The 26,563-nt window shown below is 35.6% G+C and carries 29 protein-coding genes, 8 tRNA genes, 1 pseudogene and 1 other annotated feature; of the genes and pseudogenes, 14 read left to right on the forward strand and 24 right to left on the reverse strand.

Annotated features, from left to right (window positions below; translation table 11 throughout):
* The first annotated feature begins 574 nt into the window (after positions 1-574).
* The 9 genes from MWH28_RS11175 (at position 575) to MWH28_RS11215 (ending at position 2,979) form a co-directional block, all read left to right on the forward strand.
* The gene (locus tag MWH28_RS11175; RefSeq protein ID WP_248619465.1) at positions 575-1,534 is read left to right on the forward strand and encodes an L-lactate dehydrogenase; all 960 of its coding nucleotides are present in this window, start codon (positions 575-577) and stop codon (positions 1,532-1,534) included.
* A 56-nt stretch (positions 1,535-1,590) separates the two neighbouring features.
* Entirely contained in the window at positions 1,591-1,812 is a 222-nt protein-coding gene (locus MWH28_RS11180) for a NifU family protein (protein WP_248619466.1), read from the forward strand.
* A 198-nt stretch (positions 1,813-2,010) separates the two neighbouring features.
* Positions 2,011-2,087, forward strand: a tRNA-Pro gene (locus MWH28_RS11185).
* Between the two features lie 6 nt (positions 2,088-2,093).
* A tRNA-Arg gene (locus MWH28_RS11190) sits at positions 2,094-2,170 on the forward strand.
* Between the two features lie 109 nt (positions 2,171-2,279).
* Positions 2,280-2,355 (forward strand) — tRNA-Lys (locus MWH28_RS11195).
* 117 nt (positions 2,356-2,472) lie between these two features.
* Positions 2,473-2,548: transfer RNA gene (locus MWH28_RS11200), tRNA-Glu, on the forward strand.
* 99 nt (positions 2,549-2,647) lie between these two features.
* Positions 2,648-2,724: transfer RNA gene (locus tag MWH28_RS11205), tRNA-Asp, on the forward strand.
* A 4-nt stretch (positions 2,725-2,728) separates the two neighbouring features.
* A tRNA-Thr gene (locus tag MWH28_RS11210) sits at positions 2,729-2,804 on the forward strand.
* 90 nt (positions 2,805-2,894) lie between these two features.
* A tRNA-Tyr gene (locus MWH28_RS11215) sits at positions 2,895-2,979 on the forward strand.
* 200 nt (positions 2,980-3,179) lie between these two features.
* On the opposite strand, the gene trmL is transcribed toward MWH28_RS11215, so the two are convergent.
* The 5 genes from trmL to MWH28_RS11240 all read right to left on the reverse strand — a co-directional run bounded on the left by trmL (position 3,180) and on the right by MWH28_RS11240 (position 6,400).
* The gene (gene trmL / locus MWH28_RS11220) at positions 3,180-3,638 is read right to left on the reverse strand and encodes a tRNA (uridine(34)/cytosine(34)/5-carboxymethylaminomethyluridine(34)-2'-O)-methyltransferase TrmL (RefSeq protein WP_248619467.1); all 459 of its coding nucleotides are present in this window, start codon (positions 3,636-3,638) and stop codon (positions 3,180-3,182) included.
* A 28-nt stretch (positions 3,639-3,666) separates the two neighbouring features.
* A complete protein-coding gene (locus MWH28_RS11225; protein ID WP_248619468.1) occupies positions 3,667-4,131 on the reverse strand; it encodes a 2-thiouracil desulfurase family protein in 465 nt (154 codons plus the stop codon).
* A 12-nt stretch (positions 4,132-4,143) separates the two neighbouring features.
* A complete protein-coding gene (locus MWH28_RS11230) occupies positions 4,144-4,485 on the reverse strand; it encodes an STAS/SEC14 domain-containing protein (protein ID WP_248619469.1) in 342 nt (113 codons plus the stop codon).
* 277 nt (positions 4,486-4,762) lie between these two features.
* Complete coding sequence (locus MWH28_RS11235; RefSeq protein WP_248619470.1) at positions 4,763-5,707, reverse strand: DUF362 domain-containing protein; 945 nt, start codon at positions 5,705-5,707, stop codon at positions 4,763-4,765.
* A 201-nt stretch (positions 5,708-5,908) separates the two neighbouring features.
* On the reverse strand, positions 5,909-6,400 hold the full coding sequence (locus tag MWH28_RS11240; RefSeq protein ID WP_248619471.1) for a superoxide dismutase family protein: 492 nt from the start codon (positions 6,398-6,400) through the stop codon (positions 5,909-5,911).
* 220 nt (positions 6,401-6,620) lie between these two features.
* On the opposite strand from MWH28_RS11240, the gene MWH28_RS11245 reads away from it, so the two are divergent.
* From MWH28_RS11245 to MWH28_RS11265, 5 genes are all read left to right on the forward strand, one after another.
* A tRNA-Ile gene (locus tag MWH28_RS11245) sits at positions 6,621-6,697 on the forward strand.
* A 265-nt stretch (positions 6,698-6,962) separates the two neighbouring features.
* Complete coding sequence (locus MWH28_RS11250) at positions 6,963-7,766, forward strand: ABC transporter permease (RefSeq protein ID WP_248619472.1); 804 nt, start codon at positions 6,963-6,965, stop codon at positions 7,764-7,766.
* 2 nt (positions 7,767-7,768) lie between these two features.
* Positions 7,769-8,563: an ABC transporter ATP-binding protein gene (locus MWH28_RS11255; RefSeq protein WP_248619473.1), complete on the forward strand. Its 795-nt coding sequence runs from the start codon at positions 7,769-7,771 to the stop codon at positions 8,561-8,563.
* Between the two features lie 55 nt (positions 8,564-8,618).
* The gene (locus MWH28_RS11260) at positions 8,619-9,644 is read left to right on the forward strand and encodes an ABC transporter substrate-binding protein (protein WP_248619474.1); all 1,026 of its coding nucleotides are present in this window, start codon (positions 8,619-8,621) and stop codon (positions 9,642-9,644) included.
* 73 nt (positions 9,645-9,717) lie between these two features.
* Entirely contained in the window at positions 9,718-10,458 is a 741-nt protein-coding gene (locus MWH28_RS11265; protein WP_248619475.1) for a sulfite exporter TauE/SafE family protein, read from the forward strand.
* A 232-nt stretch (positions 10,459-10,690) separates the two neighbouring features.
* Here the strand turns inward: MWH28_RS11265 and MWH28_RS11270 are convergent, their stop codons facing one another.
* The 19 genes and pseudogenes from MWH28_RS11270 to MWH28_RS11360 all read right to left on the reverse strand — a co-directional run bounded on the left by MWH28_RS11270 (position 10,691) and on the right by MWH28_RS11360 (position 26,444).
* Entirely contained in the window at positions 10,691-11,494 is an 804-nt protein-coding gene (locus MWH28_RS11270; protein ID WP_248619476.1) for a hypothetical protein, read from the reverse strand.
* A 28-nt stretch (positions 11,495-11,522) separates the two neighbouring features.
* A complete protein-coding gene (locus MWH28_RS11275) occupies positions 11,523-11,897 on the reverse strand; it encodes a YccF domain-containing protein (RefSeq protein WP_248619477.1) in 375 nt (124 codons plus the stop codon).
* 169 nt (positions 11,898-12,066) lie between these two features.
* The gene (locus MWH28_RS11280) at positions 12,067-12,663 is read right to left on the reverse strand and encodes a flavodoxin family protein (RefSeq protein WP_248619478.1); all 597 of its coding nucleotides are present in this window, start codon (positions 12,661-12,663) and stop codon (positions 12,067-12,069) included.
* A gap of 19 nt (positions 12,664-12,682) precedes the next feature.
* The gene (locus tag MWH28_RS11285; protein ID WP_248619479.1) at positions 12,683-13,471 is read right to left on the reverse strand and encodes a methyltetrahydrofolate cobalamin methyltransferase; all 789 of its coding nucleotides are present in this window, start codon (positions 13,469-13,471) and stop codon (positions 12,683-12,685) included.
* A 102-nt stretch (positions 13,472-13,573) separates the two neighbouring features.
* Complete coding sequence (locus MWH28_RS11290; RefSeq protein ID WP_248619480.1) at positions 13,574-14,218, reverse strand: corrinoid protein; 645 nt, start codon at positions 14,216-14,218, stop codon at positions 13,574-13,576.
* Between the two features lie 83 nt (positions 14,219-14,301).
* Positions 14,302-15,678, reverse strand: a pseudogene (gene mtbB, locus MWH28_RS11295) ([dimethylamine--corrinoid protein] Co-methyltransferase).
* A 127-nt stretch (positions 15,679-15,805) separates the two neighbouring features.
* Positions 15,806-17,776, reverse strand: a complete 1,971-nt coding sequence (locus tag MWH28_RS11300; RefSeq protein ID WP_248619481.1) for a hydantoinase/oxoprolinase family protein — start codon at positions 17,774-17,776, stop codon at positions 15,806-15,808.
* Positions 17,777-17,843: 67 nt separating this feature from the next.
* Complete coding sequence (pylD, locus tag MWH28_RS11305; RefSeq protein WP_248619482.1) at positions 17,844-18,656, reverse strand: 3-methylornithyl-N6-L-lysine dehydrogenase PylD; 813 nt, start codon at positions 18,654-18,656, stop codon at positions 17,844-17,846.
* 30 nt (positions 18,657-18,686) lie between these two features.
* Positions 18,687-19,835: a 3-methylornithine--L-lysine ligase PylC gene (pylC, locus tag MWH28_RS11310; protein ID WP_248619483.1), complete on the reverse strand. Its 1,149-nt coding sequence runs from the start codon at positions 19,833-19,835 to the stop codon at positions 18,687-18,689.
* Between the two features lie 29 nt (positions 19,836-19,864).
* A complete protein-coding gene (gene pylB / locus MWH28_RS11315; RefSeq protein ID WP_248619484.1) occupies positions 19,865-20,959 on the reverse strand; it encodes a methylornithine synthase PylB in 1,095 nt (364 codons plus the stop codon).
* A gap of 18 nt (positions 20,960-20,977) precedes the next feature.
* Positions 20,978-21,820 carry a pyrrolysine--tRNA(Pyl) ligase large subunit gene (gene pylSc / locus MWH28_RS11320; protein WP_248619485.1) on the reverse strand — a complete coding sequence of 281 codons (843 nt, stop codon included), beginning with the start codon at positions 21,818-21,820 and terminating at the stop codon, positions 20,978-20,980.
* Positions 21,821-21,839: 19 nt separating this feature from the next.
* Complete coding sequence (pylSn, locus tag MWH28_RS11325; RefSeq protein WP_248619486.1) at positions 21,840-22,163, reverse strand: pyrrolysine--tRNA(Pyl) ligase small subunit; 324 nt, start codon at positions 22,161-22,163, stop codon at positions 21,840-21,842.
* Positions 22,164-22,226: 63 nt separating this feature from the next.
* Entirely contained in the window at positions 22,227-22,430 is a 204-nt protein-coding gene (locus tag MWH28_RS11330; protein ID WP_248619487.1) for a cobalamin-dependent protein, read from the reverse strand.
* 427 nt (positions 22,431-22,857) lie between these two features.
* Positions 22,858-23,055, reverse strand: a complete 198-nt coding sequence (gene dmpI, locus MWH28_RS11335) for a 4-oxalocrotonate tautomerase DmpI (RefSeq protein WP_248619488.1) — start codon at positions 23,053-23,055, stop codon at positions 22,858-22,860.
* Positions 23,056-23,089: 34 nt separating this feature from the next.
* A complete protein-coding gene (locus tag MWH28_RS11340) occupies positions 23,090-23,599 on the reverse strand; it encodes a flavin reductase family protein (protein ID WP_248619489.1) in 510 nt (169 codons plus the stop codon).
* Between the two features lie 183 nt (positions 23,600-23,782).
* The gene (gene aroF / locus MWH28_RS11345) at positions 23,783-24,598 is read right to left on the reverse strand and encodes a 3-deoxy-7-phosphoheptulonate synthase (protein ID WP_248619490.1); all 816 of its coding nucleotides are present in this window, start codon (positions 24,596-24,598) and stop codon (positions 23,783-23,785) included.
* A gap of 117 nt (positions 24,599-24,715) precedes the next feature.
* Positions 24,716-24,950: a binding site (T-box leader), on the reverse strand.
* A 149-nt stretch (positions 24,951-25,099) separates the two neighbouring features.
* Positions 25,100-25,354, reverse strand: a complete 255-nt coding sequence (locus tag MWH28_RS11350; RefSeq protein WP_248619491.1) for a biotin synthase BioB — start codon at positions 25,352-25,354, stop codon at positions 25,100-25,102.
* A gap of 120 nt (positions 25,355-25,474) precedes the next feature.
* A complete protein-coding gene (locus MWH28_RS11355) occupies positions 25,475-25,696 on the reverse strand; it encodes a zinc ribbon domain-containing protein (RefSeq protein ID WP_248619492.1) in 222 nt (73 codons plus the stop codon).
* Between the two features lie 109 nt (positions 25,697-25,805).
* A complete protein-coding gene (locus tag MWH28_RS11360; RefSeq protein WP_248619493.1) occupies positions 25,806-26,444 on the reverse strand; it encodes an HNH endonuclease signature motif containing protein in 639 nt (212 codons plus the stop codon).
* Positions 26,445-26,563 lie beyond the last annotated feature (119 nt).

A 26,563-nucleotide genomic window follows, 5' to 3' on the forward strand; every position in this document is an offset into this window, starting at 1 on the left:
AAACTCAACCTTAGACTTAAATTATTTTGATATTAAGCTTAACTTTTAAAATTAAAAAATTACAATTTAAACCTTAAAACCAAAATCATTTTACGGAAAAGTTAAAAACCAAACTTTCTTCCGTGCTACCTTTTTTCTTGATAAAAAAGTAGCCAAAAAATCAATAAGAATTTGAATTTTTGCAATCACCAAAATCAAATTATTCTCATTTGAGGTATTAAAATCACGTATAAACTCCTCTACTTCCACCGCAATCGCATAAATTCTTCGGGTAAATCAAAACATTACAATCTAAACATTTAAAATGAAGGGTGTTTCGCAGTGACATCTAGATTTTTTCGTCTAGCTTCTTGATAAGTCGAGAAATAAATAAGAGTATGCATTAGCTAATTTTCCTACTTTTAAATTAGCTTGCTCTTATTTATTCGCAGACGAATCTTAGAAGCTCAGAAAAAATTTTTCCAAACGAGAAATACCCCTCATGCTTCACATCAAAAGTGACACATAATTGTAATTAAATTTAAATTAGTAATATTAAATTATTTGTTAATACTAACTAGTAGGAGGGATATTTATGAGTCCACAACAAAGCAATGACCCAAATAAAATTGCAATTATTGGTGCTGGCGGAGTAGGAGCTACTACAGCTTATGCACTAATGATCAAAGGTATAGGTTCCGAAATAGTCTTAGTTGATATCAACAAGCAAAAAGCTGAAGGCGAAGCAATGGATTTAAATCATGGTTCTTCTTTTGTAAATCCGGTTAAAATTTATGCCGGAGATTATTCAGATTGTAAAGATGCCGAAATCATTATTATTACAGCAGGAGCCAAACAGAAACCTGATGAAAGCAGACTTGATTTAGTCGAGAAAAATGTTGAAATTTTCAAAGAAATGATTCCACAAATCACTGAATATAATGACAATTGTATTCTGCTAGTAGTCAGTAATCCAGTCGATATCTTAACATATATCACCCTAAAATTATCAGGTTTTCCTAAAGAAAGAGTCTTCGGCTCTGGCACTGTCTTGGATAGTTCACGTTTTAGATCACTGCTTAGTGAAAGTTGTAATATAGCTGCTAATAACGTACATGGCTATATTATCGGTGAGCATGGAGACAGCAAGGTTGCTGCATGGAGTCTAACTAATATAGCAGGAACTAATTTGGATGATTATTGTCCTGTCTGTGAAGAAACTTGCTCTAGAGATAGCCAAGAACAAATAGCCACTCAAGTTAAAGAAGCTGCCTATAAGATCATTGAAAAGAAAGGTTCTACCTTCTATGCAATAGCTTTAGCAATTTCTAAAATTGTTCGTAGTATATTGCGAGATGAAAATTCCGTCTTAACTGTTTCAACTTTGCTCCAAGGAGAATATGGAGTAGAAGATATCTGTTTGAGTCTTCCTACTGTTGTTAATTCGTCAGGTATTGATCGCGTCCTAAATTTAGATTTACAACCTCAAGAAAGAGATGCTTTCTTTGAATCGGCAGAAACTTTACAAGAAATTACTAAAAATTTAAATCTATAAAGGAATCTTAAATTTAATCTAGAAGTAATAAGTGTGGTTAAAGGAGGTGACAATTTATGAACGAAAAAGTCGAAGAAGTTCTAGATAAAATCAGACCATCCCTCCAAGCAGATGGTGGTGATGTTGATTTAGTAGATGTTACTGATGAGGGAATTGTTAAAGTAGAACTAAAGGGAGCTTGTGCTGGATGTCCAATGTCACAGATGACTCTTAAAATGGGAATCGAAAAAAGACTTAAAAAAGAGATTCCAGAAGTTAAGGAAGTACAAGCTGTTTAACATACAAAATTTTTATGGATGAGATGGTTCTCATCCATAAAAATTTTAATTTTCGTTTGACAAATAAGATAAATAATGATATATTACTAAGTGTTGCGTCGATTGAGAGAGAAAAATCTTTTTTTATTTTTTTCTTGACATCTTCAAAGAGATTAGTTATAATATCAATTGTTGAACAAATGAATAACTTGCATACGTCGGAGCATGGCGCAGTTTGGTAGCGCACCTGGTTTGGGACCAGGGGGTCGCAGGTTCAAATCCTGCTGCTCCGACCATTTTATGCGCCTGTAGCTCAACTGGATAGAGTGACAGACTTCGAATCTGGAGGTTGGGGGTTCGATTCCTCCCGGGCGCGCCATTAAAATCAGATAATAGTGAATAGAGAACAGTAAATAGTTGTAATTCAAGAACTTGAGCTTAAGATTTTAACTATACACTATCAACTATTATCTATTAACTGAATTCATGGGCCATTAGCTCAGCTGGTAGAGCACCTGACTTTTAATCAGGGTGTCGGAGGTTCGACTCCTCCATGGCTCACCAATTAAAACAGATAACAGTGAATAAAGAATAGAGAATAGTTGTAATTCAAAAACTTAAAATAATTGATTTTAAGGTCTCAACTATCATTATTAACTATTATCTATTAATTGAACTTAGGCCCCCATCGTCTAGTGGCCTAGGATACCAGGTTTTCATCCTGGCGACAGGGGTTCGAATCCCCTTGGGGGTACCAATCTTTAAATCAGATAATAATGAATAGAGAACAGAGAATAGTTAAATTCAAGAACTTAAAACTATTCACTATTAATTATTATCTATCAACTGCTTTTCTGGGGACGTGGTGTAATTGGTTAACACGCCGGCCTGTCACGCCGGAGAGTGCGAGTTCAAGTCTCGTCGTCCTCGCCATTGTGCTAGCGTAGCTCAGCTGGTAGAGCAGCTGACTTGTAATCAGCAGGTCACCGGTTCGACTCCGGTCGCTAGCTCCATTTAAAAGCAATGAATAATGAATAACTAATAGTTGAATTCAAGAACTTAAAACTATTCACTATTAATTATTATCTATTAACTGAATATATGGAGGGGTTCCCGAGCGGCCAAAGGGAGCAGACTGTAAATCTGCCGGCGACGCCTTCGAAGGTTCGAATCCTTCCCCCTCCACCATTTATTACAAACTGGTTATTAAACCAGTCTTTTTTTATTGGATACATAAAAAAGTTGCCTCCGGCAACTCAGTTTAAGTCTAAGATTGAGTTTAAGTAAAACCAACAAATACAAACTAGTAAAAGTTATCTACAACCTCTAAAAAGCATAGTTTCCTTAATAATAAAAAAGCTAGAGCCTAAAAGCCCTAGCCAATCTGATTAAACTAAATTATTAAAGCCAGTTTGTCGTAATGCTTCATATAACACGATTGCTACAGAGTTAGCCAGATTAAGAGATCTAATATCTTCTTTCATAGGAATCCTAACACAATTTTCGGCATGCTCTTCTAGAAACCCCTCCGGAAAACCAGCAGTCTCTTTCCCAAAAACCAAAAAATCATCCTCACTATACTCTACATCAGTATAATGTCGCTCAGTAAAATTAGTAGCAAAATAAAAGTTATGTTCAGGATATTTAGCAAACAACTCTTCTAAGCTATCATAATAATAAATATTCAACTTATCCCAATAATCTAATCCTGCTCTTCGGACAGCCTTCTCATCTGTAGAAAACCCTAATGGTCTAATTAAGTGCAAATCAACTGCTGTACAAGCACAAGTCCGTGCAATATTACCTGTGTTAGGTGGGATCTCTGGTTGAAATAAAACTACATTCATAACTTTTCCCCCTCCATCTTATCCAATATTAAATTATATTTTTAAGCTGATTAATATCTTCTTCACTGTAGACTTTAATTCCTGCTTTTTCTAAGATTGCTGTCGTAACCCCTACTCCCTGTTGCTTAGTACCGCTAAAGGTTCCATCATAAATTGACCTACTCCCACAAGAAGGACTTCGCTCCTTTAAAATTGCCAGTCGACACTCATCCTTTTTAGCAATAGTAAGTACTCTGTTAGCTCCAAGAAGAAAATTAGAAGTAATATCATCCCCTTCTTGATTGATCACCTTAGCTTGCCTATTTAGAACATCTCTTCCATCACCACCGACAATCTCTGCTGGAATACGAGGTGTTCCTAAATCACCAAGCTCTTCTGGACAGACAGTAATTACCTCATGGCCCTGTAATAGACTAGATAATCTTTGGTGATAATTATTACTACCATTATATTTACAATTTTCTCCTAATAAGCAAGCACTGACTAAAATCATTTACTTAACTCCTTACTTCAGCCATTTTTTTGCCTCTTCTAGATTATCAAACTGCTCTAGTTGAACATAATGCCGATACCTTCTACTCCATAATTTAAACTTGAATTTAGAGATCAACTCTTCTAAGACTAAAGCAATCTTCTCTACCTCAATTTTAGTTAAATATTGAATAAAGGTATCAAACTGACTTTCTTCTAAGTCAACCTCTCTCAGATCTAATAATAATTTCTGTTTATCAGCCCTTCGCTCTAATAGCTTTTCTACCTTAGCACAAATATCCTTTGCTTCACTCCCGTTTATAATTTCACCTCCCTCAATAACTATCAGATCAGCTTCAGAGTATAACTTATGCATTTCTACTCCTCTCCTTTATCTTCCTCCCTTTATATTTATTCTTAATTGATTAACTTCGTGCTATCTAATCTACAAGAATAAAATGGGCGATTGCCCATTTTAGGTTAAGGTTAAGTCTGAGTCTAAGTAACCAATTCAAAAATGATAAAATTAAAAAATCATCCACAACCTCTAAAAAGCATAATCTCCTAAATAAAAACAAAATAAACTTTAATCATAGCTAAATCTAAGTTTAAGAATAAGTGAAACAATCATCAATGATAAAAAAGAGTAGCTATTAACTACTCTTGGCCCTCAAATGAAGAGGTAATAATTTATCCTTATCGATTACAATCTCATGCCCATAAGCTGCTTGACTGAATTTTTTCTCGGCTTGATTTAAGGGCAGCCCTTTTAATTCCATCTGTTGAAGATCACCTTCCCCTACTTCTTCTTTAATTAGATTATGTAAATAATGTACTGCTTGTTGTCTAAAGCCTAGTAATCTTGCTCCTACTACATCAGTTGCTACTGGATCAGTCCCTGCTACAACCAAATCAGCATTGACCGGTTTTCCTTTAGACGGGCCAGTCCCTACCATTCCCTGATCTCCACTTAAAATTGTCAGATCAATTGGAATTAATTTACCCATTGCAGTGATAAATTGATGTAAATCTTCATGAATCCCTTGGCCTGCCTTAGGAAAACCATGCAGCTCAGCAGGGGGCCAAGATAATGCTACATTCTTAATTCCTAACGAAACAGTAGCTTCCTCATGATGCTTAATTTGAGTATAAGAGATCAAAAAATCTGTTTCAGCTAGTAGTTTATTCAGTTTGATAGTCTCAATTCGATCATGTTCAAGCTCAAACTCTAAATAGGGTCCATAATTAAGATCAATAAATTCTACCTCTTCTTGTTCAATAATATCTTGATATCCAGTCTGTTCTAATACATCAGTCGTCTCTGCTCCCCCTGAGCCAGCTGCCACTACGATTCGAGCTGTCGTTTGCTCTTTAACATATTGAATCAACTTCTGTAAAGAAGCAGGGCCAACAACCGTCCCTGTCTCTGGAGCATTAGTATTGACCCAATTTGGTATTATCGTCACCGTCTCCTGCTGCCCAAACTGTCCTAACTGTTGATCCATCTCTAATAGATCGAGTAAATTATAGATTACATCTCCTTCTAGCCCCTCACCTAAAGCAACCTGTGGTTGATCAACTTTTCTATTCCTTAACACTTTAACCCCTCCATAAAAAGATTTTAATGATCTCAGTTAAATTAAAAAACATAAAATTGAAACCTTAAAACCATTACTACTCAATATTTAATGATTAACAATTAATAGTATATCCTAAACTGTAAGATTTAAAACTGAGATTTAGTGATTATAACTTACAACTAATTACTAATCACTAATCACCAATTACTAGTCACTAATTTAAATGTATTTTATCACTCCACAGGCCAGCCTTGGCCCTGCTGCTCCTGCTGGTTGGGTACGAAAGTCATTAGGATGCTTATGGATAATAACTGCTCTACCCACTACTTCATCAACTATAAAACGATTAGTAAAGACTGTCATTTTAGCATAACCATTATTAGAAAAGAGATTTGGTAGATCCCCGGCATGATTACCATGGGGTTGATCATCTGGATCATAATGCCCTCCTGCTTCTTGAAAGGGATCATCTGGATCAGTGACTGTACAATCTCCAATTTCATGAACATGAAAAGCATGCGGGCCAACAGGAGGTCTGTCATTTGTGGCTGGTTGATAATCTGGTAATCCTCTAACCTCAACTGAAACCATAGTTCCTCCTATTACTGGCCTAAAGTAAGCAACCCCTCTAATCTGTGGTGCTAATGGACCTCCTTTAATGTTGGCCCGAGCTACTCTTCTTCGTCTCCAAGCTCCTCTCATTCTACCCATTACTTCTCCTCCTTTCTTCTATTAAGCTATTAATATTTATATTCCAACTCAAACTAAAAAGTGTCCGAAGCGTAACTAAAAAAACTTTTAATTTTTTTGATTTTTTCATTGACATTCTTAATTATTTTAGTTATACTAATAAATGTCGTCAGAAATCAAAGCACTTATTAGTGACTAGTGATTAGTGACTGCCGATTAGTAAAACTGCTTAATATAATGTGGACCCGTAGCTCAGTTGGTCAGAGCCACCGGCTCATAACCGGTTAGTCGGGGGTTCAAATCCCTCCGGGTCCACCAATAAAATTTGACAATTAAATTCTTTTATCCTATAATTATTAATGGATTGTTACCCACTATTTTCCAACAATAGTGGTCTTTCTGATTATACATATTCATTTCATAATTAACTCATCCTCTGAGTTTAATTCATCCCTTAATTAATCTTAATCTATTTTTTTAATTTAATAGTCAGTAATAGTCAAATAAATAAATTTGACTTAATAACTTAATTAACTCATAGAATGTTTTGTTAGTACTAATTTTAAAAAAGGAGGGTTTAAAAATGAACCAATCTTTTTTGAAGTATAAACAAAATATTTTGCGAGGAACATCTATTGTCTGTTTATTTATAATTTGGTGGCTATTAGCTGAAGTTGGTCTTAAAAGTGATTTATTAGGCTTTGATACCACACGCTGGCCAACAGCTTGGCAAGTAATTCAAGCTGGCCATAACCTACTTACTGAACAACTCTCAACTATGATTAGGCATATTGGGAGTTCTTTATATCGAGTCTTAGTTGGCTTTATTTTAGCTGCAATTCTAGGCGTTCCTTTAGGTTTAGGTATTGGCTGGAATCAAATCATTAGAGATTTAACATTTCCTATTATTGAAATCCTAAGACCTATTCCACCCTTAGCTTGGATTCCAGTAATTTTAATTGCTTTTGGAACCAATACTACTATGATCTTTATTACTTTCATTGGTGCTTTCTTTCCAATCGTTTTAAATTCAATTTTAGGAGTTCACTCTGTCGAAGAAGTTGAAGTTCGAGCTGCTGAAAGTTTAGGTGCTGATGGAATGATGGTTTTCAAAGAAGTTGTAATCCCTAAAGCCCTTCCGTCTATTTTTACTGGCTTAAGTGTTGGGATGGGAATTGCTTGGATTTCAATCGTCGCTGCCGAAATGATTGCAGGAAATTATGGATTAGGATATTTCATCTGGTCAATGTATAATACCTTAAATTATTCCCAAGTTGTAATTGGTATGATCTTATTAGGAATCTTGGGTTATTTGTGTAGTACAATCATCCGTTATTTAGGAGTTAAATTAACCCCTTGGACCAAATTTCAGGGAGGTGACAAATAACTATGATTGAGTTTAAAAATGTAGATAAAATCTATCAAACACCTGAAGGTGAGCCATTTCCAGCAGTCAAAAACATCTCTTTGACAATCAATGAAGGAGAATTTGTTACTATACTTGGCCCTAGTGGTTGTGGTAAATCTACCTCTTTAAGAATGTTAGCTGGATTTGAAAAACCTACTAGTGGAGAGGTTCTAATTGACGATTCTCCAGTTGGCGAACCTAATAGCAATCGTGCTGTAGTATTTCAAGATAACAGTGCTCTGTTTGAATGGAAAACGGTTAAAGAAAATGTAATGTTTGGCCCTTTAGCCTGTGGTAAGGATCCTGCAGAAGCTAAAGAGATTGCTGAAAAAAATCTTGCTTTAGTAGGCTTGTTAGATCACTTAGAACAATATCCTGCCCAACTTTCTGGAGGGATGCAGCAAAGGGTCTTGATTGCTCGTGCTTTAGCTAATAATCCCGATATATTATTAATGGATGAACCATTTGGAGCTCTTGATGCTTTAACTAAGACATTATTACAAGAGAAATTACTTGAGATTTGGCAAGAATCGGATATAACCATCTATTTTATTACTCATGATGTAGAGGAAGCTGTATTTTTAAGCCAATCAATTCATGTTATGACAGCACACCCTGGTTCTATTAAACAGAGCTGGGAAAATAATTTGCCTTATCCCCGTGATCTTGAATTAAGAGAATCCGAAGAATTTAGAAACCTCAAAAATGAAGTCTTAGAAGCAATTTATGAAGAATCAGTAACTGCTGCTCAGCAAAAGATAGCTCAAATTATTTAAGTTATTCTTTTCTTCTTTTAGCTGGTTAAGACTACTATCTAAAGGAGGGAGCATAATGTTTAATTCATTTAATAAATCAAGTTTGTTGTGGAGTTTAATCTTAATTGTAGGATTATTGCTTGCTGCTGGGTGTGGAGCACCTGCTGAAGATGAGCTAGGAGTTGCTTTTCAACCTCACTACTATCCTGCTGCAAGTGGGATTTTAAGTAATAGTCAGGATATCGACCATTTAAATGATGAACTAGAGGTTAATTACAGCAGTTATTTATCCGGTTCTGATATGATCAGTAGTATGATTGCCCAGGATCAAACAATCGGTTATATGGGAGATATGCCTGGATTAGTAGCTGCAGATAATGAGCAATTAGAAGGGGTAATTGTTGCTAAAGATGTTTGGTCTCCAGGAGCAACAACTTCAATTGTCACTCGTAAAGGAGAGTTCGACTCTGTCAAAGATTTAGATAATTCAGATACAGAAATCAGAGTTAATCATTACAGTTATTCACATCGTTTTATGCTCCATGTCATGGAAGATGAAGGGTTTGAAGTTCTAAACCCCGATGACTTATTAGATGGTTCTCCTAATACCATGTTAACTCAATTAGAAAATGGTGATATTGATGCTGCAGTTGTGTGGGAGCCATTCGTATCTGAAATACTAGAACGTAGCAAGGAAGTTTCTGATTTCGAGGCAGAAGTTTTATCCACTGGAAAAGATTATCCAAATTTTGAAGATCTATCAGTAGTAGTCGCTCATCCAGATACTTTAGATAATAATCCAGAAACTGTCGTTGCTTGGTTAAAGAATCATTTAAAGATGCAAGAAATTGTTAATAATGAGCCAGAAAAAGCTATTGAATTACTATCTAAGCCACATACTTCTTACTCTAATTGGATTGCTGAAAGAAGTTTAGAGACTTTTGGTGAAGTTGATGCTTATTTATCTGATAGAGACAGAGAAGTTTTAGAGGATGGTACTGCCTTCTTACAAGAACATGACATCATTTCAGATGATTTCAATTTAGAAGAACAGATTGATATGTCCTACTTAGAACAGGCACTTGCAGAATTAGAAGAATAAATTAACTTTTATTTAAAACCCCATAATTTTCTTTCTATTTACAGGCTAAGTAAAATCTCTAGGAGGGATCAAAATGCTAGTCATCCTATTTATCTGTTCAATCTTGATTGGTTTATCAATTGGCATGATAGGTATGGGTGGGGTATTTTTAACTCCAACATTAATCTTGTTACTTGAGTTACCAATCTCAACTGCTATGGGAACCTCTTTAGCCACTTTTATCGGCACTGGGTTATTGGGAAGTTATATCTATCATCAAGAAGGAAATATTAACTGGTCTGCTGCTTTATTATTGGGGAGTACTAGCATCATTGGAGCAATAATTGGATCTCAACTCAATTTAGCTATTTCCGAAAAAGTATTACAGTCAATTTTAGCTATTTTTCTAGCTTTAGTTGGTCTTAGTATACTTTCAAGAGAAAAATTTCCTATCCTAAATTCTAATTACTCATCTCAACTAACTACTAAGCTAAATAAAGTAACCTTTTCTCTACTTGGAGTCAGCGTTGGTATCACCTCTGGATTATTAGGAGTAGGAGGGCCTGTTTTATTGGTTCCCATTCTAGTTTTATTAGGTTGGCCGATGTTAACAGCAGTAGGAGTCAGCCAAGTAGTCAGCGTTTTTGCTGCAGTTTCTGGAACAACTAACTACTTGCTAGCAGACAACGTTAAAATTAGATTAGCAATCTTACTCTTAACTGGAGAATTAATCGGCGTCTTGAACGGTGGTTATTTGGCCCATCGACTCAATAATAAATACCTTAAACTGATTTTGAGTTGTTCTTTAATTGGTCTCAGTATTTACTTTTTATAAATTTTTAAGCTATATTGATATAAAGTGTCACTTTTTAAATTGAAATGTAGTGTCAGACCCATGTGTCTGACCACGGGTTAACAAGGGCGAACACACGGGTTCGCCCCTACGAGAAAGGCAAGATCTCATGTAAGGACAGGTCTCTGTGCCTGTCCCTACGGTCGACCACGGAGAGTCGACCTTACGTTTTCACAATATCAAAAGTGCCACATTATCGTAATAAAACATGCATTCACTCTATATTTAATACTCGATTACACTGATCATCACAGGAATTACAAATCCTTTTATTATCCTTTAATGCTGGCTCCCCTTTGAGCCCTTTAATTAAAGCCAGAGTTTCTTTGACTTCTTCTTCTGAACCTTCAACAGCTAAAGTCACTGCTCCAGTTGAACCTCCCACTCCTCCTGCAGCAATCTGCTCTGCCTTAACTCCAGTCAAGACCTCCAATGCTTCTAATTCAGTAATAATCTTACCACTACTGATTGGAATTAAACCTGCTTTCATTCCTAACGAATAGTCAACCTGCTCAATCCCTACCATTTTACTGGCTCGTTGGACTGAATCTATCCTCTTCTCTAAACCAACTGGGATAATTAACTGAGCACCTCTAGCTACTAAAGTCCCTAGTGAAAAACCAACTGTTCCCCCTTCAGGATGAGCTGCTAATACTCCTGCTACTCCTTGATCATCAAAGGCGTTAGCCCCTTTGATAAAGACATCTTGACTCCCAAAAGAATCTAATAAATCTAACCAATCTTCTTCTCCCGCTTGACCTGCTTCTAGAGTAAGAGGCTTAACTCTTTGTTCAGGATCAGTAACACAAGAAAGACCTTGATTTATAGTCCCTGCTGTATAATACTCTTTTCTTAACTTCTTGCCTGTTAGCTCTTCTGCTACATAACCATTAGTTGTTCCTCCAGCTACAATAATTTTATGACTCTTTAAAGCTTTCTTTACCTCTGGCAATTCCTTAACTGCCTTGGCAATCAATCGCTTCGATTCTGGAACTGTCAAAGTAAATGTCGCTAGCATAACTTATCTCCTTTCCTTTATAGTTAAATTAATACCTTTTATAACTTTTACTAAATGGGGTAAAAGCCAAAGAAGCAAGCTTTAAATGTTGCTTGGCAAAAGGCAAACCAATGATAGTAATTCCAAATACAACTGCTAATATTAAATGGGTCAAAGCAGTCCAAATCCCTCCAAATAATAACCAGACCAAATTCATCAATAATGGTAAAAAGCCTGTAGTATGACTAGTCGGAACAATTCGTTTTCCAAAAGGCCAAGCAGCTACCAATGATAATTTAATAACTTGAATCCCAAATGGAATACCTACTACCGTCAAGCATAAAGCAATTCCCCCTATTAAATATTCAAGTAAGATTGCCCAACCACCCAATATAAACCAGATTAGATTCCCTACAAGTTTCATCTATTTCTCCTTTCTATCCAATAATTAATTACTAAATATTATAGTTTGTTTTAAAACCCTTACTATTATTATAACATAATTAAATCAAAAAAGTAGAGGTAATCAATCCCTCTACTTTTAACTGCTATTCCAATTATTATATATTTTCTTCTTTTGAAAATTAACTTAATCAGTTCAAAATTTCATTGCCTAATAAAACTAATCTCTGCCCTAAATTTTTAGCTAAATTAATCGCTTTATGATCATCTTTAATTTGTCTCCAGCCATCTTCTATCTCAGCAGTTCCAATTACCAGATTAGATTCTGTTTGAGCTTGACCAGTCGGGCCAACAATTATCATCCCATGCAATAAGCCAAAACGATGAATTGTCTCAATTGTACTTTGAGCACCACCATGATTTAAACCTGAAGTTGCAAGTGCTCCTAATAAGGTATTCTTTAAAGTATGAGCATCCATCTTTAAACAACGGCTTCGATCCATAAAATTCTTTAAAATAGCAGTTACCGTTCCAAAATAAGATGGTGAAGCAATCAACAATCCATCAGCCTCAATAACGTTTTGTGATAACTCTTCTAAATCATCTTCTAATATACACTCCTTCTTTTGCAAACAATGATTACACCCCTGACAATCTTCTAAATTATAATCAGCCAAATGAATTATATCTGTTTCTACTCCTTGGTTATTTGCAGCTTGCAGTGCCTCTTCTAATAAATAATGAGTTCCTCTCTTGACAGGACTTCCTGAAATCCCTAAAACCTTCATCTCATTCCTCCCTTATTTACTATTCCTTACTTTTAACAGTTTGAATATAATTAGCACAATACTGATCATTACCTAATAAAGTATCAGCGGCAGTTAATAATGCCATAATCTTTGGATCTAATGGATCTATAATAGCACTATCTAGCCCTCTACTCATTGCTAATATTAAAAAAGTTCTATTTAATAATTGTCTTTCAGGCAATCCATGGGAAATATTACTCAATCCACAAGTAATATGAACCTCCTCATAATCTTTTTTAATCTCTTCAACAGCATCTAAAATATGCTGTCCTACTTCTTGATCAGTACCAATTGGCTGAATAATTGGATCTACAAAAATATCTTCTTCAGCAATTCCAGAAGTCGTTAAATCTTCAATTAGCTTGCTACCTACTTTAATTCTATCTTCTGCTCCCTTAGGCATTCCATCATCATCCATTACTAAAGCAACTACTCTTGCATCATGCTCCTTAATTATTTCTAAAGTTTCAGCAAATCTTTCCTCTTCAGCAGTAATAGAGTTAACTAAAGCTCTACCTTCATGGGCTGCTAATCCTCTTTTTAATGCTTTAGTGTTAGGTGTATCTACACATAATGGCACATCCACTACTTCTTGTACTATATTTACTAACCATTCTAATGCTTCAGGCTCCTCCTTAAGTAAAGTACCACAGTTAACATCAATATAATCTGCTCCTGCTTCTTCTTGCTTCTTAGCTAAATCTTGAATCAGTTCTACATCTCGCCCTTTAACTGCTGACTCTAATCCATCTCTACTAGTGTTGATTAATTCTCCAATAATTATCATTATTCTCCCTCCTTAAAGTTTGTTATTATAGAACAAGTAGTGCCAATATTTAATATTAGCACTACTTGAATTTTTCACTGAATCTTTTAAATAAATTAAATTTTAATCTACTAATTCTTTAATCTTACTAACTGCTTCATTTGCATTTTCTGCATAGCCATCTGCTCCAATCTTATCAGCCCAACGTTTTGTAACTGGACCACCGCCAACCATTACTTTAAATTCCCCTCTTAAATCCTCTTCATCTAAGGTCTTTAATAACTCTTCACTAACACCCATAGTTGTAGTTAATAGGGCACTAGTTCCAATAATATCTGCATCAACTTCCTTGGCTGTTTCAATAAAATCTTCTACAGCAACATCAGTTCCCAAATCATGAACCTCAATTCCATTTGCCTCTAAAATAGAAGCAACAATTCCCTTTCCAATATCATGTACATCACCTTGAACTGTTCCTAATACAACCTTAATACTCTCTTCAGATTCTGAACCTTGTTCTGCAGCTGCTTCTTTTAAGATAGCAGTAGCTGACTTCATTGCTTCAGCACAGCCCATTAACTGTGGTAAAAATAACTCACCCCTATCAAATAACCTACCAACTTCATTTATTCCAGCAGTATATCCCTTTTCTATCATTTCTAAAGGAGCAATTCCCTCATCAAGTGCAATCTGAGCAAGTTCCTCTGCTCGCTCTACATCAGCATCACAAATAGCATCTGCCGCTTTCTCAAACAACTCATTACTCATTAAAATCCCTCCTAACATTTATTTGTAATTATCAGTTTTTTCAGAAAATTAAAGCCGAAAGAGTACTTAACTCTATTTATCATTTAAGATGTCTTGCTTTTGAATTTTTCTACAGAATTAATCTTAATATCAAGTAATTTAGCAATATTAAACTTAGCTTCCATCCCTTTAGCATTACCAGCACCAGGCTGAACTCGCCCAATATTTAACTCTTCTCTTACTTCATCCATAATTACAGGATCGGTAAGCTCTTTTACATCTACTCCTAATTTACCAGCAACATATTCCTTAGCTTCATCTAAACGCATATTTCGGGTCATTTGCATGCGTGCTACCAGATCTCCGGCAGTACGTACTCCGCCCATGCCCGAAGCTAATGCGTGACTGATGACCATTCCGTTAGGGTCACCTACGCCTACCTACAACCCATCTTGTTTACCAATTTCAGCTAGTGCAGCAGAAGCCCTACTCAAAGAGTCAACTGGAGGGGTTTCAACAATAGGTACACCCCCTACACCCATCCCTACATTAGCGTGTACTGGAATATCAGATGCTTCAGCACAAGCCTTCATCATGGTTACGGTTCTACCTATATTCCAAGGGATGGTTTCACTACTATTAATGTTAACTACCGGGCCAAAGACATCAACCCCAGCTTTTTCAGCCATCTTCACCTGCTGATGAGGATAAAGACCTGCTAAATTAGTTCCATCATACTCAAGATCACCATGCATTCCTAAAACAAACTCCCCAGACATTCCCATTTCAATACTGATATCTGGATACTTTTCCTTCAACTTTTCAGTTGCCTTTAATGTAGCTAAAAAGTCAGGCTCACCTGCCGAGCCAGTCGTATCAAAGTTAATCCCATCTGCTCCTGCTTCATACATCTTACTTCCTACATAAACCATATCCTTAATTGCATGCTCCATCATACCTTCATAAGCTTCTCGCGCTTCTTTAATTTTTCCCTTTGGCAACAACTCTGCTGGATTTGGAAATGCTCCATCTGGCTGACTATATAATGACAGATTGGGCATTGCCCCATAATATATTGGTAAGACAGTACTCAATAAGGCCTGTTCCATCTCTATTTGTTCTTCAGCAACAATCGGCTTTACTGGCTTAAAACTATAATCAACATGGGCCAACTCTGCAGTATCAGAACAAAAAACCCTTTCATAAATTTGTAAATCAGGAATTCTACCAATTGAAACAGCCAATCGTTTTAACTTTACAGAACCTTCATCAAAGGTTAAAACTAACTCATTACCAGTCTCAACACTGACAAATTTACTAGGTCTTGTATATATATCTGTCAACTTCTCAATTTCATCTTCAGAAAGAGGATCGACTTTGGCACGATCAACAGCATCCTCAATTCCTCTTTCTATATCAGCCTTAATCTCTTCTTCAGTCATCTCTATCGTTGAACCATCTCCAAGCCTTGTTTGAACCATCTTATTTCACTCCTTTACTTAATTTTTTAATCTTACTTTTAAAACCGAAGTTCATCAGCCTTAAAAAGTACCTCCAATCTACTTATCACCCCCTTTCAATAAACCAATTTAAAATCCCATTCTATCCTTAAATCACATCACCAACTACTTTACAAATTACTTTGGCTGCTACTAAACTACCAAGTCCTTCTCGTTGTACTTGACAACTAAATTCCATTCTTTTTGCTCCAGAAATCTCTGCTTGCTCAAGTACTTTTTTCTTTCCTAACTCTTGAGCAGCTGTAAGTGCCTCATTTAAACCACTAAACTTCTCTCGTCCCTGACTATAATAAAGAATATAACTTCCTTCTACCTTCTTAATCAACAGTTCTTCATTTACAATGACTTTAGCAACTGCAGCTCCAACTGCATTAGCTACTTCATAATCCTGGGGCACTATAATTTCAGCTGTTAAATACTGAGATAAGTGCTGCAAGTATGCTTGGGCTGGAGCACCAATAGTTACTATTGGTATCTCTAATTGAAAATCCCAATTAAATCTTTCAAATTTATCAAAAGAATGCTCTATCACCTCTCCCAAATTATCGTACTGAGACACTTTAGAATTTTGTCTAACTAATTGTAATCCAACTTCTCGGGCTACCTTCTTGACTACTTTATTTTTGAGCTCAATAGCAAATCTTTCTGCTTCTAAATTAGCTTCCCCTACTGCTAACCTATAACGCAGTTTATTTTTAAGTTCTAAAAACAGTAATTCATACCCTAACTGAGCTGCTTCTTGGCTCCAGTGAGTATACTCTCCTAAGACATGTAAAATATCAGTCGGGGTCAAACCAATTCTCTTAATTACTTCTAGTCTCTCTAAGCGCTCAACCCCCAAAAATTGCAGATTAATTAATTCTAATTCTTTCTTTAGTTGAGCTAACGATTTAGGGCCAGACTCTAATAATTCAATAACTTCTCTTTCCCGCTGATTTAAGTCCAAATACTCTGCATCTCTATTTAATATTAAAAATTGACCCTGCTTAAACTCTAACTTCTTTTCTACTATATCTTCTAATTCAGTTATGATACAGCCATAATTTGTAGCAGCTACTGCATAAGGAATCAGCCTTTGAGGCCCTAACTTTATTTCACATTCTCGATTTAAGCTAATTTCACTGTCTCCACCTAAACCAATTGTTCTAAATTTAATCGACTCAACACATGTCTGCCAGTCTTCCACTTCAGCACCATCAGTAGCTAATTGAGGAGAACCATCATCTATTAAAGCAATATCTGTAGTAGTCCCTCCCATATCAACAACTACTAAGTCATCAATTCTACTCAAATGCTTAGCACCAATGATACTAGCAGCTGGCCCAGATAAAATAGTCTCAATCGGCTTAGTCAAAATTACCTCATCTTTAACTACTGAACCATCCCCTTTAACTATCATTAACGGTGCATCAATCCCCTTAGCAGTTAAAACCTGCTTTACTTTCTGACACAACTCTTTAATTAAGGGAATTAAACTAGCATTTAAGACTACTGTAGTTGCTCGTTTAATTAAATTAAGTTTACTACTTAAACGATGTCCACAAACTAACGGTAAGTCAACCAATCCACTTAAAATCTCTTCCGCTCTTAATTCATGAGCAGGATTTCTAACACTCATATAACCTGCAATAGCTATAGCATCAACTTTATCCTGCCAATCAATTCCTGCTTGTTTAATCTTTTCTTCAGCAAGTGGCTCTGTCTCAATCCCTTTAATATCAAACTTACCCTCTATTACCCTAATCTCTTTAGTTGGAATTTGCTGATCAAACTTAAACTTCTCTAAATATTCTTGCTCATAACCTAACAATAACAGACCCACCCTAGCTCCTTGACCCTCAACAAGTGCATTAGTAGCTAAAGTAGTGGACAAAGCTACCAGTTCTATTTCTGACAATAACTCTTGCTTTAAACTTGTAATTACTTCAGTAATACCTTCTAACAAATCATAGTGGGTCGTAATCGCTTTATTTTTATCAATTAACTGCTCAGTCTGATAATCATAAATCACAGCATCTGTATAGGTCCCACCTGTATCAATTCCTAATACTTTTTTCATTATTATCAGTCCTCATCTGTGCTTTCTTTTTGAATTTTCTGATAATTTAACAAAGCATAACATCTGCTTATAAAACCTCAAGCCCCATTACTGCTACCCCCAGCTGCAAAGGGTCATGAATTAACCCCTGCTCTATTTTAGTAACAGCTCTAGCTGATAAGCCCAATGGAATACCAGGTGCTGCAATAACCGTCTTCTGATCTACATCATCTGCTCTAATGATCTCAGCTGCTGGAGTAGCTTCAATTATCAAATCATACTTTTGCAAACCATAAGTTAAATCTTTAATTAACTCTATTGAAGGGCCAAACTCTTTTTTTATTCTCTCCATCTTTTCAACATTTAGATCGCAGACCCCAATGCTAGAAACCCCTTGTTCATTTAAAGCTTTCACACTCTCTACTCCAACTGATCCCAGACCTAAGACTAAGACTGATTTAGCAGTTAAACCACCACTAGTCTTATTTAAAGCAGCAACATATCCTTTAGCAGTTGCTCGGTCATTGTTGGCCCACTTTCTGTTAGCTAAATTCCAAGCTAAAAAAGTATCATCATCAGCCATCAAGGCAATATCAGCTCCTAGCTGATAAGCCTGATCAAGACCACCAAGATCAGGCTGGTCAGTAATTAAAGCCTCAAATCCTATAAACTCTAAAATTGCCATTACTGCCTCACTAAAGCCTTCAATCAACCCCTCTCCCGCAGTTACTGGAATCACAGCAGCCTTCTTAGCAGCCAAATCCTGCTGTTGATAACTTGCTTCAACTGCATAATTCGCCAGTTCAAATAAACTACATCCTGTTATCTGTTGTAATTGCTGATCGTAATCTTTCATTGTAGTTGGTATATCCTTTATCTGAGCAGTTACTAATCGAGTCACATTTATCGCCTCCCCAACTTAAACTCTTACTTAATCAAAGATCGTTGGATCTGAAAACTCTTCTAACTGATGTTGGTTGAAAATTTCAGTTAAAGTCTGATTTCTCTTTCTAAATACTTCATTAAGAGAATCGGCTACAAAGATCAACGTAGCAATCCACTCTCCACCCTCAGGGTCATAATTAGTTAACACCTTAGTAGCACCAAAAAAGTCATCTTTGATTATTAAGTTATCAGCCTCAGCCATAATATGTTCACCACAGACAGTCAATCTGTTATCTTGAACCTCAATATGTTCATAAATCACAGCTCGTTCAGAATTAGTAAGATTAACTTCCTCATATTGACCTACAGTTAATTCCACTAACATCTCTACCATATTTAAACCTGTTCCATAAAAGACAGTAATCGGCGTCTGACTAGGAAAACGAGCATCAATTTCTAATACTTTTATCCCTTCCTTACTAACAATCACCTCTAAATCCATAATCCCTTCTAAAGAAAGTCTTTGAGCAATTTTAGTACATATGTTAGCCAGTTCATCTTCAAGCCATTCTTCTATCTGTCCTGAATAAATAACCCTCTTACAATCAAAGATTTGATCAAAATCAAGATAAGTAACTGCTAAAGGAAAAACTTGTCCCCTAATAGCTATCACTTCTATCGAATAGGAAGGGCCAACTAAATACTCCTCAATAATCGGTTCTTCTAAGGTAGATAAAACCTCAGTTAACTGCTGTTGATTATCTACTTGATAAACCCCTTCACTACCACTAGCTTGCGAAGGTTTAATAATTACTGGAAAATCTGCTTCAGGCCACGACTTACTTTGAGGAATATTATTCTCTATAAAAAATTGCTTAGATCGCTCCTTAGAACTTGAAATCTGATAAGCTTGCCAATCAAATAAAACAGGTAGATCAATTTTAGAGCAAATTCTTCTTAAAGTTGCTAACGCAGCATCGTTCTCCGTAGCTGGAAAAATTAAATCAACATCTTTAACCCCTTCTAAAAACTGACCTTCCTCTTCCACTAGATTACAGATCAAATATTCTGTAACCAAATTCAATGCTGGAGCAGATTTATCTTTATCAACTAGTAGGACTTCATACCCAGCCTGCTGAGCTAAATAAACAATTTCAATTCCTTGTAAACCTCCACCAACTATAGCAATCTTCACAGACTGACCTCCTTTCCCAACCAAATTCATTAACAACTCGAACTTCTAATATATCTTTCAGTGGTCTGCTCTTTAGCTATCCACTGTTGATAGTCATCCTTACTAGCAACCTCTAACTCTAAGTCCTCAATAATCTGCTTAACTCCTGTTACTGTACGATATCCTTCTTCTATATCCAAAGTTGAATTAGAGACACCAGCTAATCCAGCTTGAGGGGGAATAATTGAAGTAATTACATTTGCCCCAGCCATTAATCTATCCTTTAATCCTTTAATTCCATCTACATCCAAGGAAGCTGGGATTAATCTGTCCTGTAACACTAATCTTAAAACAGCAATTACTAATAATTCATTGATTCGAGAAGGAGTCTGATGATCCTCCATTGGTGTACCTTCTTGCGAAACAAAGCTCATTACTCGTCCTTGATGAACACCTAACTCTTTCATCGTTAAGATTGAGTTAACTCGATCTGCAATCCCTTCTCCAACTCCCAGTAAGATTCCATCTTCAATCAACATCCCTTCTTGTTGAGCAAACTTCTTAATCTCTAATCTTTGTTGATAATCCTGCCCAACCCTTAACTGCTTAAATAGTTCAGGACTATGTGTTTCTTGATAACAGGCATATAGATCTGCACCTGCTTCAGTCAATCTTAATACTTCATCACGAGGCAACAAGCCAGGTGAGATCATTACCGGTAATCCTGTTGCAACTTTAATCTCTCGAACAAGCTGAGATAAATCTTCAAATTTATCTTTCTGGTAAAAGATAGGATCTTCGCCCATCGTCAAATCAATCAGATGAACTCCCGACTCAGCTAGTAATTTAGAGATTTCAACTGTTTCTGCTATACTTTTACGATAACGAGGACTCTGTTGATTCGAATTACGATAATAACAAAAACTACATTCATTTTGGCAATAAGTTGAAAAGTAAACAAATCCATACAGGAATAATTTATTACCAAAATAACTGCTTCTGATCTTTCTAGCTGTTGCAAATACCTGCTCAATCAGATTTTGATCTTTAAGATTCAAAATCTGATAAATCTCATCCTGCTTTAACTCAACTCGATTTAGAGCTTTATTTAAAATTCTTTTGATCTCTAAATTATTTGTAGTCATTTTCACACACCTTCATCACTAAATATTTAATCGTGCTCCATCTTGATAAATTAAACTCCTTCCAATCCGTTTAATATTATTAAATTCTTCCTTACACATAACCAACCGCTCAACTCCAAAACCAACCCCTACCCAAGGATCACTAATATTCCACGCTCGATCTAACGTATGAGGGCCAATTGCAGCTGAACCAACTTCAACTCCATCGACCAGTACATCTATCGTCTTGTTATAAACAGTTGATTCTTCTTCTTCTAACTCATAATCCAACTCCAACAATGACATTATCTGCTCAATTAAAGACTCTAATCTAGCAGTCAAATCTTCAGTTGTTGGCCCTAATTCTACCAGATTAAGCATTGTAAATTCAGATAGATGCTTACTCCCCTTTGACTCTTTTCTAAAGCAAGGGCCAATTTCAAAAATTCTAATAGGTTTATCTAAAGAATTAGCAAAATAACCTAATAGATAATATAAATTAGGGGCCAACATCGGTCGCAGACAGTACTTCCCTTCATCAATCCAATAAACCTGCTTCCATAATGGATCTTCTTGCTCAATCCCCATCTTCTTTAAATGACCTTGAGCTAATTTAATTGGTGTCGTAACTTCTGTAAAATCAAGTTGGTTTAATAATTCAACCAATGAAGTTTCAGTCCTTCTCAAACTAGAACGACCTCTTTGTTTAACAAAGTCCATTAGACGTTCCTGATTAATTGCAATCAGCTTCTGCTCTACTTTCTGAAAAAATTCTTCTCGCTTTTCTACAGAAGTAAATTCTCGCTCTTTAGCTTCAGGTACATATTCACCTGTTAAATCCAATTCAATTATTCTTTGTTGTTGAGTTTGAGTAAATTTCATTCATTCTGCCTCCAGTAAATTATTTGAAATTCGTATTAGCATACTTATCTAATTTCCAATCAGGAACAGCACACTGCTGACACGCTTCAACCATCCATTTATTTCTTAACCACCGTGCTGCTCGACTATTCTTAGAATTTTTAACGCTCAACCGATGACCACAATGTAATAAAATATCAGCATAATTACCATTAATATTAATTGATTTAATTCCATGTAATAGTCCAGTACGTGAAGGCCACAATTTAATCTTCTTTAATAGAACAAATAGATCAGATTTCTTATAAAATACATATTTCACCTGATTAGAATTTGGCTGTTGAAATTTTTTATTTGGACTCATATTTGTAAGCACCCCTTTATCTCAACCCTCCATAAAGATCTATTATCTTATTTAAATTAATCTCTAATTTACAAACTCTCTAGCTAAATCAGTAGCAGCACTTCCATCTGCAGCATAACCATCTGCACCAATCTCATCAGCAAAATCTTGACTGACTGGAGCTCCACCAATCATTACTTTTACTTGTTCTCTAATCCCTGCTTCTTCTAAAGACTTAACTGTATCTTCCATAACAGGCATAGTTGTAGTTAATGCGGATAGTGACATCTTGAGTTTCTTATTGTCATTTGATTTCTCCCCTTTCTTTTTATTTATCAATTGTAATTTAAAACTTATTGATTAATTATCTAGGCTTATAATCTCACCACCTTTCTAAAACTTAAGTACTTGTACAGTTACAGTTAGTGATATTTTAAACTAATTTGAAATATATATTATTCTGATTATTCTGAAAATTTAAAATATGAAAAGTGACTCAGACCATCTAATAACTTTGGAGGAGGATCCGGGTGTTACACCCGGCTGCATGGGGTTAGAGCCCACGCGGTCCTTCCGACCAATCCTCCATAATTTTATTGTATTACACGTTATTCTGTACTCTTTCTATAATTCCTGCAATAAAATCAAATTTTTCTAAAAAAATTAGGTAAAGGCTTAATTTGGACTAAACCTTTACCTTTTGTGAAAAATTTCTTCAATTTTTATTATCTTCTCGCTCTGAAATTAGCTTACCTCCTACCCCAACATTGTCAGGATCAGTCTCTTTTAATAAAACTATGATACTTTCTTCTGGAAAATCAAGAATCTGACTGGCAGTCTTAGTTAACGAATTTACCAACTCTTTTTTCTGCTTTTTAGTTACCTTTGGCCCGTCAACTGTTATAATCGGCATTTTTTACCCCTTTCTACAAATTAATTAATTAATCTTAATCTAGATAAGTAGCTAAAATTTCTCCAAAATAGAGCATATGATAATCATCTTGATTATCATCAGAATACCATTTGGTTTGATAATCTTGCACTAAATCATCTTCATCCATCTGCTGTCTAAATTTAATCTGACATTCATAATGTAATTGACAACCTTTAATCAATGGAACCTTCACCTTATTAGCAGGTATAATTTCTAAATTACACTCTTTAAATTTATCATAATCACGCCCTGATTTTGTACCACAAAAATTAATCTCTTGCTTCATCTTCTCTCCTAATGGAATACTGACTGTAAATTGCTCACTTTCTGCAAGTAGTTGATAGGTATAACGTGATTTCCTCACTAATACTGTGAAGACAGGTTTGCCCCAGATATAACCAATACTTCCCCAACCAATGGTCATTGTATTTAATTCATCTCCAGACTTAACTGTTAAGAAAGCTCCTTTAGCCAAACCATCCATAGCTTCTTCTAAATACTCATTATAACTTATTTCTCGCAAAATACTCCTCCTTTATTGATATACAGTGTCAGTGTGAGTAGTGTGTGTGAGTAAAAAAAACCTTAAGTGTGTGTGAGTAAAAAAAACCTTATCCTTTATGACTTTGATCTCACTCACACTCCCACACATAACTGACACATTATTATAGCTGATCTTTATTCATTACCCCTGATGGTTAGTACCTTACCCAACCAATTTTCTATCAATAGCCTGTGCAACCCTCTTTAATCCTCCAACTAAATCACCGAAATCTTGTGGTAATAAAGACTGTTGTCCATCACATAAAGCCTCTTCAGGATGAGGATGAATCTCCACAATAATTCCATCTGCTCCAGCAGTAATCCCTGCTTTAGCTAAAGGACTTACTAAACTTCTCTTACCAGTTCCATGACTTGGATCAATAATAATCGGTAAATTAGTAACTTCTTTAATTAAAGCAATCGCATTTAAATCAAGAGTATTTCTCGTGGCAGTTTCAAAAGTTCTAATCCCCCGTTCACATAAGATTACTCTCGGATTGCCGTGAGTGATGATATATTCGGCTGCTAATAACCACTCTTTAATCGTAGCAGCATAACCCCGCTTTAACATCACAGGTGTATCTACCTGCCCTAATTTCTTTAATAAGCCATAATTTTGCATATTACGAGAACCAATCTGTAAAATATCAGCATACGCATCAACTAATTCTAAATCCTCTGAATCCATAACCTCCGTAACAATCTTAAGCCCTGTCTTCTCTCTAGCCTCTGCTAATAATTTTAAACCTTCTTCACCTAATCCTTGAAAACTATGTGGTGAAGTACGAGGTTTAAAAGCACCACCTCGTAAGATCTGTCCTCCATTCTTTTTGACCTCCTCTGCCGTCTCTAATAACTGTTTTCTACCCTCTACAGCACACGGGCCAGCCATAACTACCAACTCTTTACCACCAATCTCCAAATCATTGCCTATCTTAACCACATCATATTTATTCTCGACTTCTAAATTACTCAACATTTTTAATCCACTCCCCTTTACTAGTTTACAGTTTATAATTGACAGTTTACAATTTACAATTAAAGAACACCCCAGTCTTAATTCAGAGCTAAATACAAAAAACCTATCTTGCCATCCGTATAGGACGAAACAAGATAGGTTTAAGTTCCGTGGTACCACCCTAATTGATCAATAATTATTGATCCACTAGTTTAAGTAACGATTTGATTACCGGTATAACTTACTAATAATTTCAGTTATACAGCTCCAGAGCGAAATTTCAATCAAAGTTTCTTAGAGATGCTCCCAGCCGATGACATCTCCTCTCTACAAGAAAAACCTTTAATCTACTTAACCCCTTCTTCGCTTTTAAATTATTTATTTGTTCGCTCAATCATTATCATTTATGTTGCTATTTATTTTAACAGTTAAATTTTAGTTTGTCAAGACTGATTTTCTATTTATAATATACATTATTCAGCTAAATCGTGTCTAATTTATGATGATTTTTTGAATCATACCTCACCCACTAGTGACTAATCCAAAATGTTCTGCTCCACTCTCTTCCATCTTCTTAGCTCGCTCTAACACCTCATCTTCTTCTAATAAAGGATAAGTAGTTGCTGTAGTATCATAATGAACAGATTGTGAGCAGAAGATACAATCCTCTGAACAGTTACCTGATTTAGCATTGACTATTGAACATAAGTCTACCTTCTGACCAATAAATTGATTCTTAATTCGATTAGCTGCTGCTATTGACGCTCTGCGGGGCAAGCCCACGCAGATTCCTTATTCGTAGAGAATTGCCCACTTAAAGCATACCCAATGGTAGATTAAGCAGGTCTTATGCTCTCTCCAAAGGCGTAAATTCCTGTCCGCCCGACAGTATATAGACTATCTTATACCTAATTCTAATTTGCCTTGCTTTAAAAGGTTTAAACTAGCATTTTCATCCCGATCGTGGATTGCACCACACTCACAACTCCAAGTACGAACTGATAGGTCTTTAACTTCTGGATTTTTAGTACCACACTCATTACAAATTTGACTACTACCAAAAAACCTATCTACTTTATGTATGATACAATCGTACCATTTCCCTTTATACTCAAGCATTGTAATAGAGATAGGTAAGCCTTCAATAGTAATATTACCTATTTCCAGCCTTTCCCCCTCTTCACACCTAACGTGAGATTTTCAAACTCACTAGGCGTTCCATCATAGTCTAAGTTAGTTCGATACAATCATTTCCTGCCTTAGCTCGAAGTTTGTTGAGTTTACTCAGGGCATCTTCATCAAGAATCCCTTTCACCTTATCATAGTAGAGTTTAATTGTTTCTTCTTTAGTAGCGTGGATTAACTTGTGTATATCTTTCTTAACTAGACACAAGTTTCTATAAGTGTCCTTACCACCTAATTTTCGTGGTTTCTTGTGATGACACTCTATATCTCCAATAAACAAAGGAAATCTAGTAATAAAACAACAACCATTTTGACCAGAGTATCTGGCAATTCGGTTATCATTGTATTTAGTAGTTTCACCTCTTACTGGATTCTCTACTAAGTATTTTTGTACTACTGGTGATACACTTTTAAGTTTCTTGTGTATCTTTTCCCTTCCTTCTTTGGTGTAATCACATATTCTCTGTGAAAAGTGCATAGGAATATTAAAGGTTACACCTGTAATTGGAAATATTCTGATTCCTGCTACATAATAAGGTTTATAGTTATACTTTCCATAAAACTTTTTGAAAGCTCTTGATTCAATACCTTTTTCACTTAAATCCGAGCTAAGTCGGTTCTCGATATTTTTATTAACTAAGAAGGCTATATCTCTAAAATCATGTGAAACCATTGTAGCCATAGAATAATAGTTCTGCATTCCAAGTATCATTGAATTTAGTTTCGGTGTTTGTCAAGTAAGTTGTCGCATTTAATTAAAAATTTCTTTGAATACTTTTCATTCAGAACTCCAGTTAGGAG

The sequence above is a fragment of the Natroniella sulfidigena genome, assembly GCF_023223645.1.
GTDB classification, from domain to species: Bacteria; Bacillota; Halanaerobiia; order Halobacteroidales; family Halobacteroidaceae; genus Natroniella; species Natroniella sulfidigena.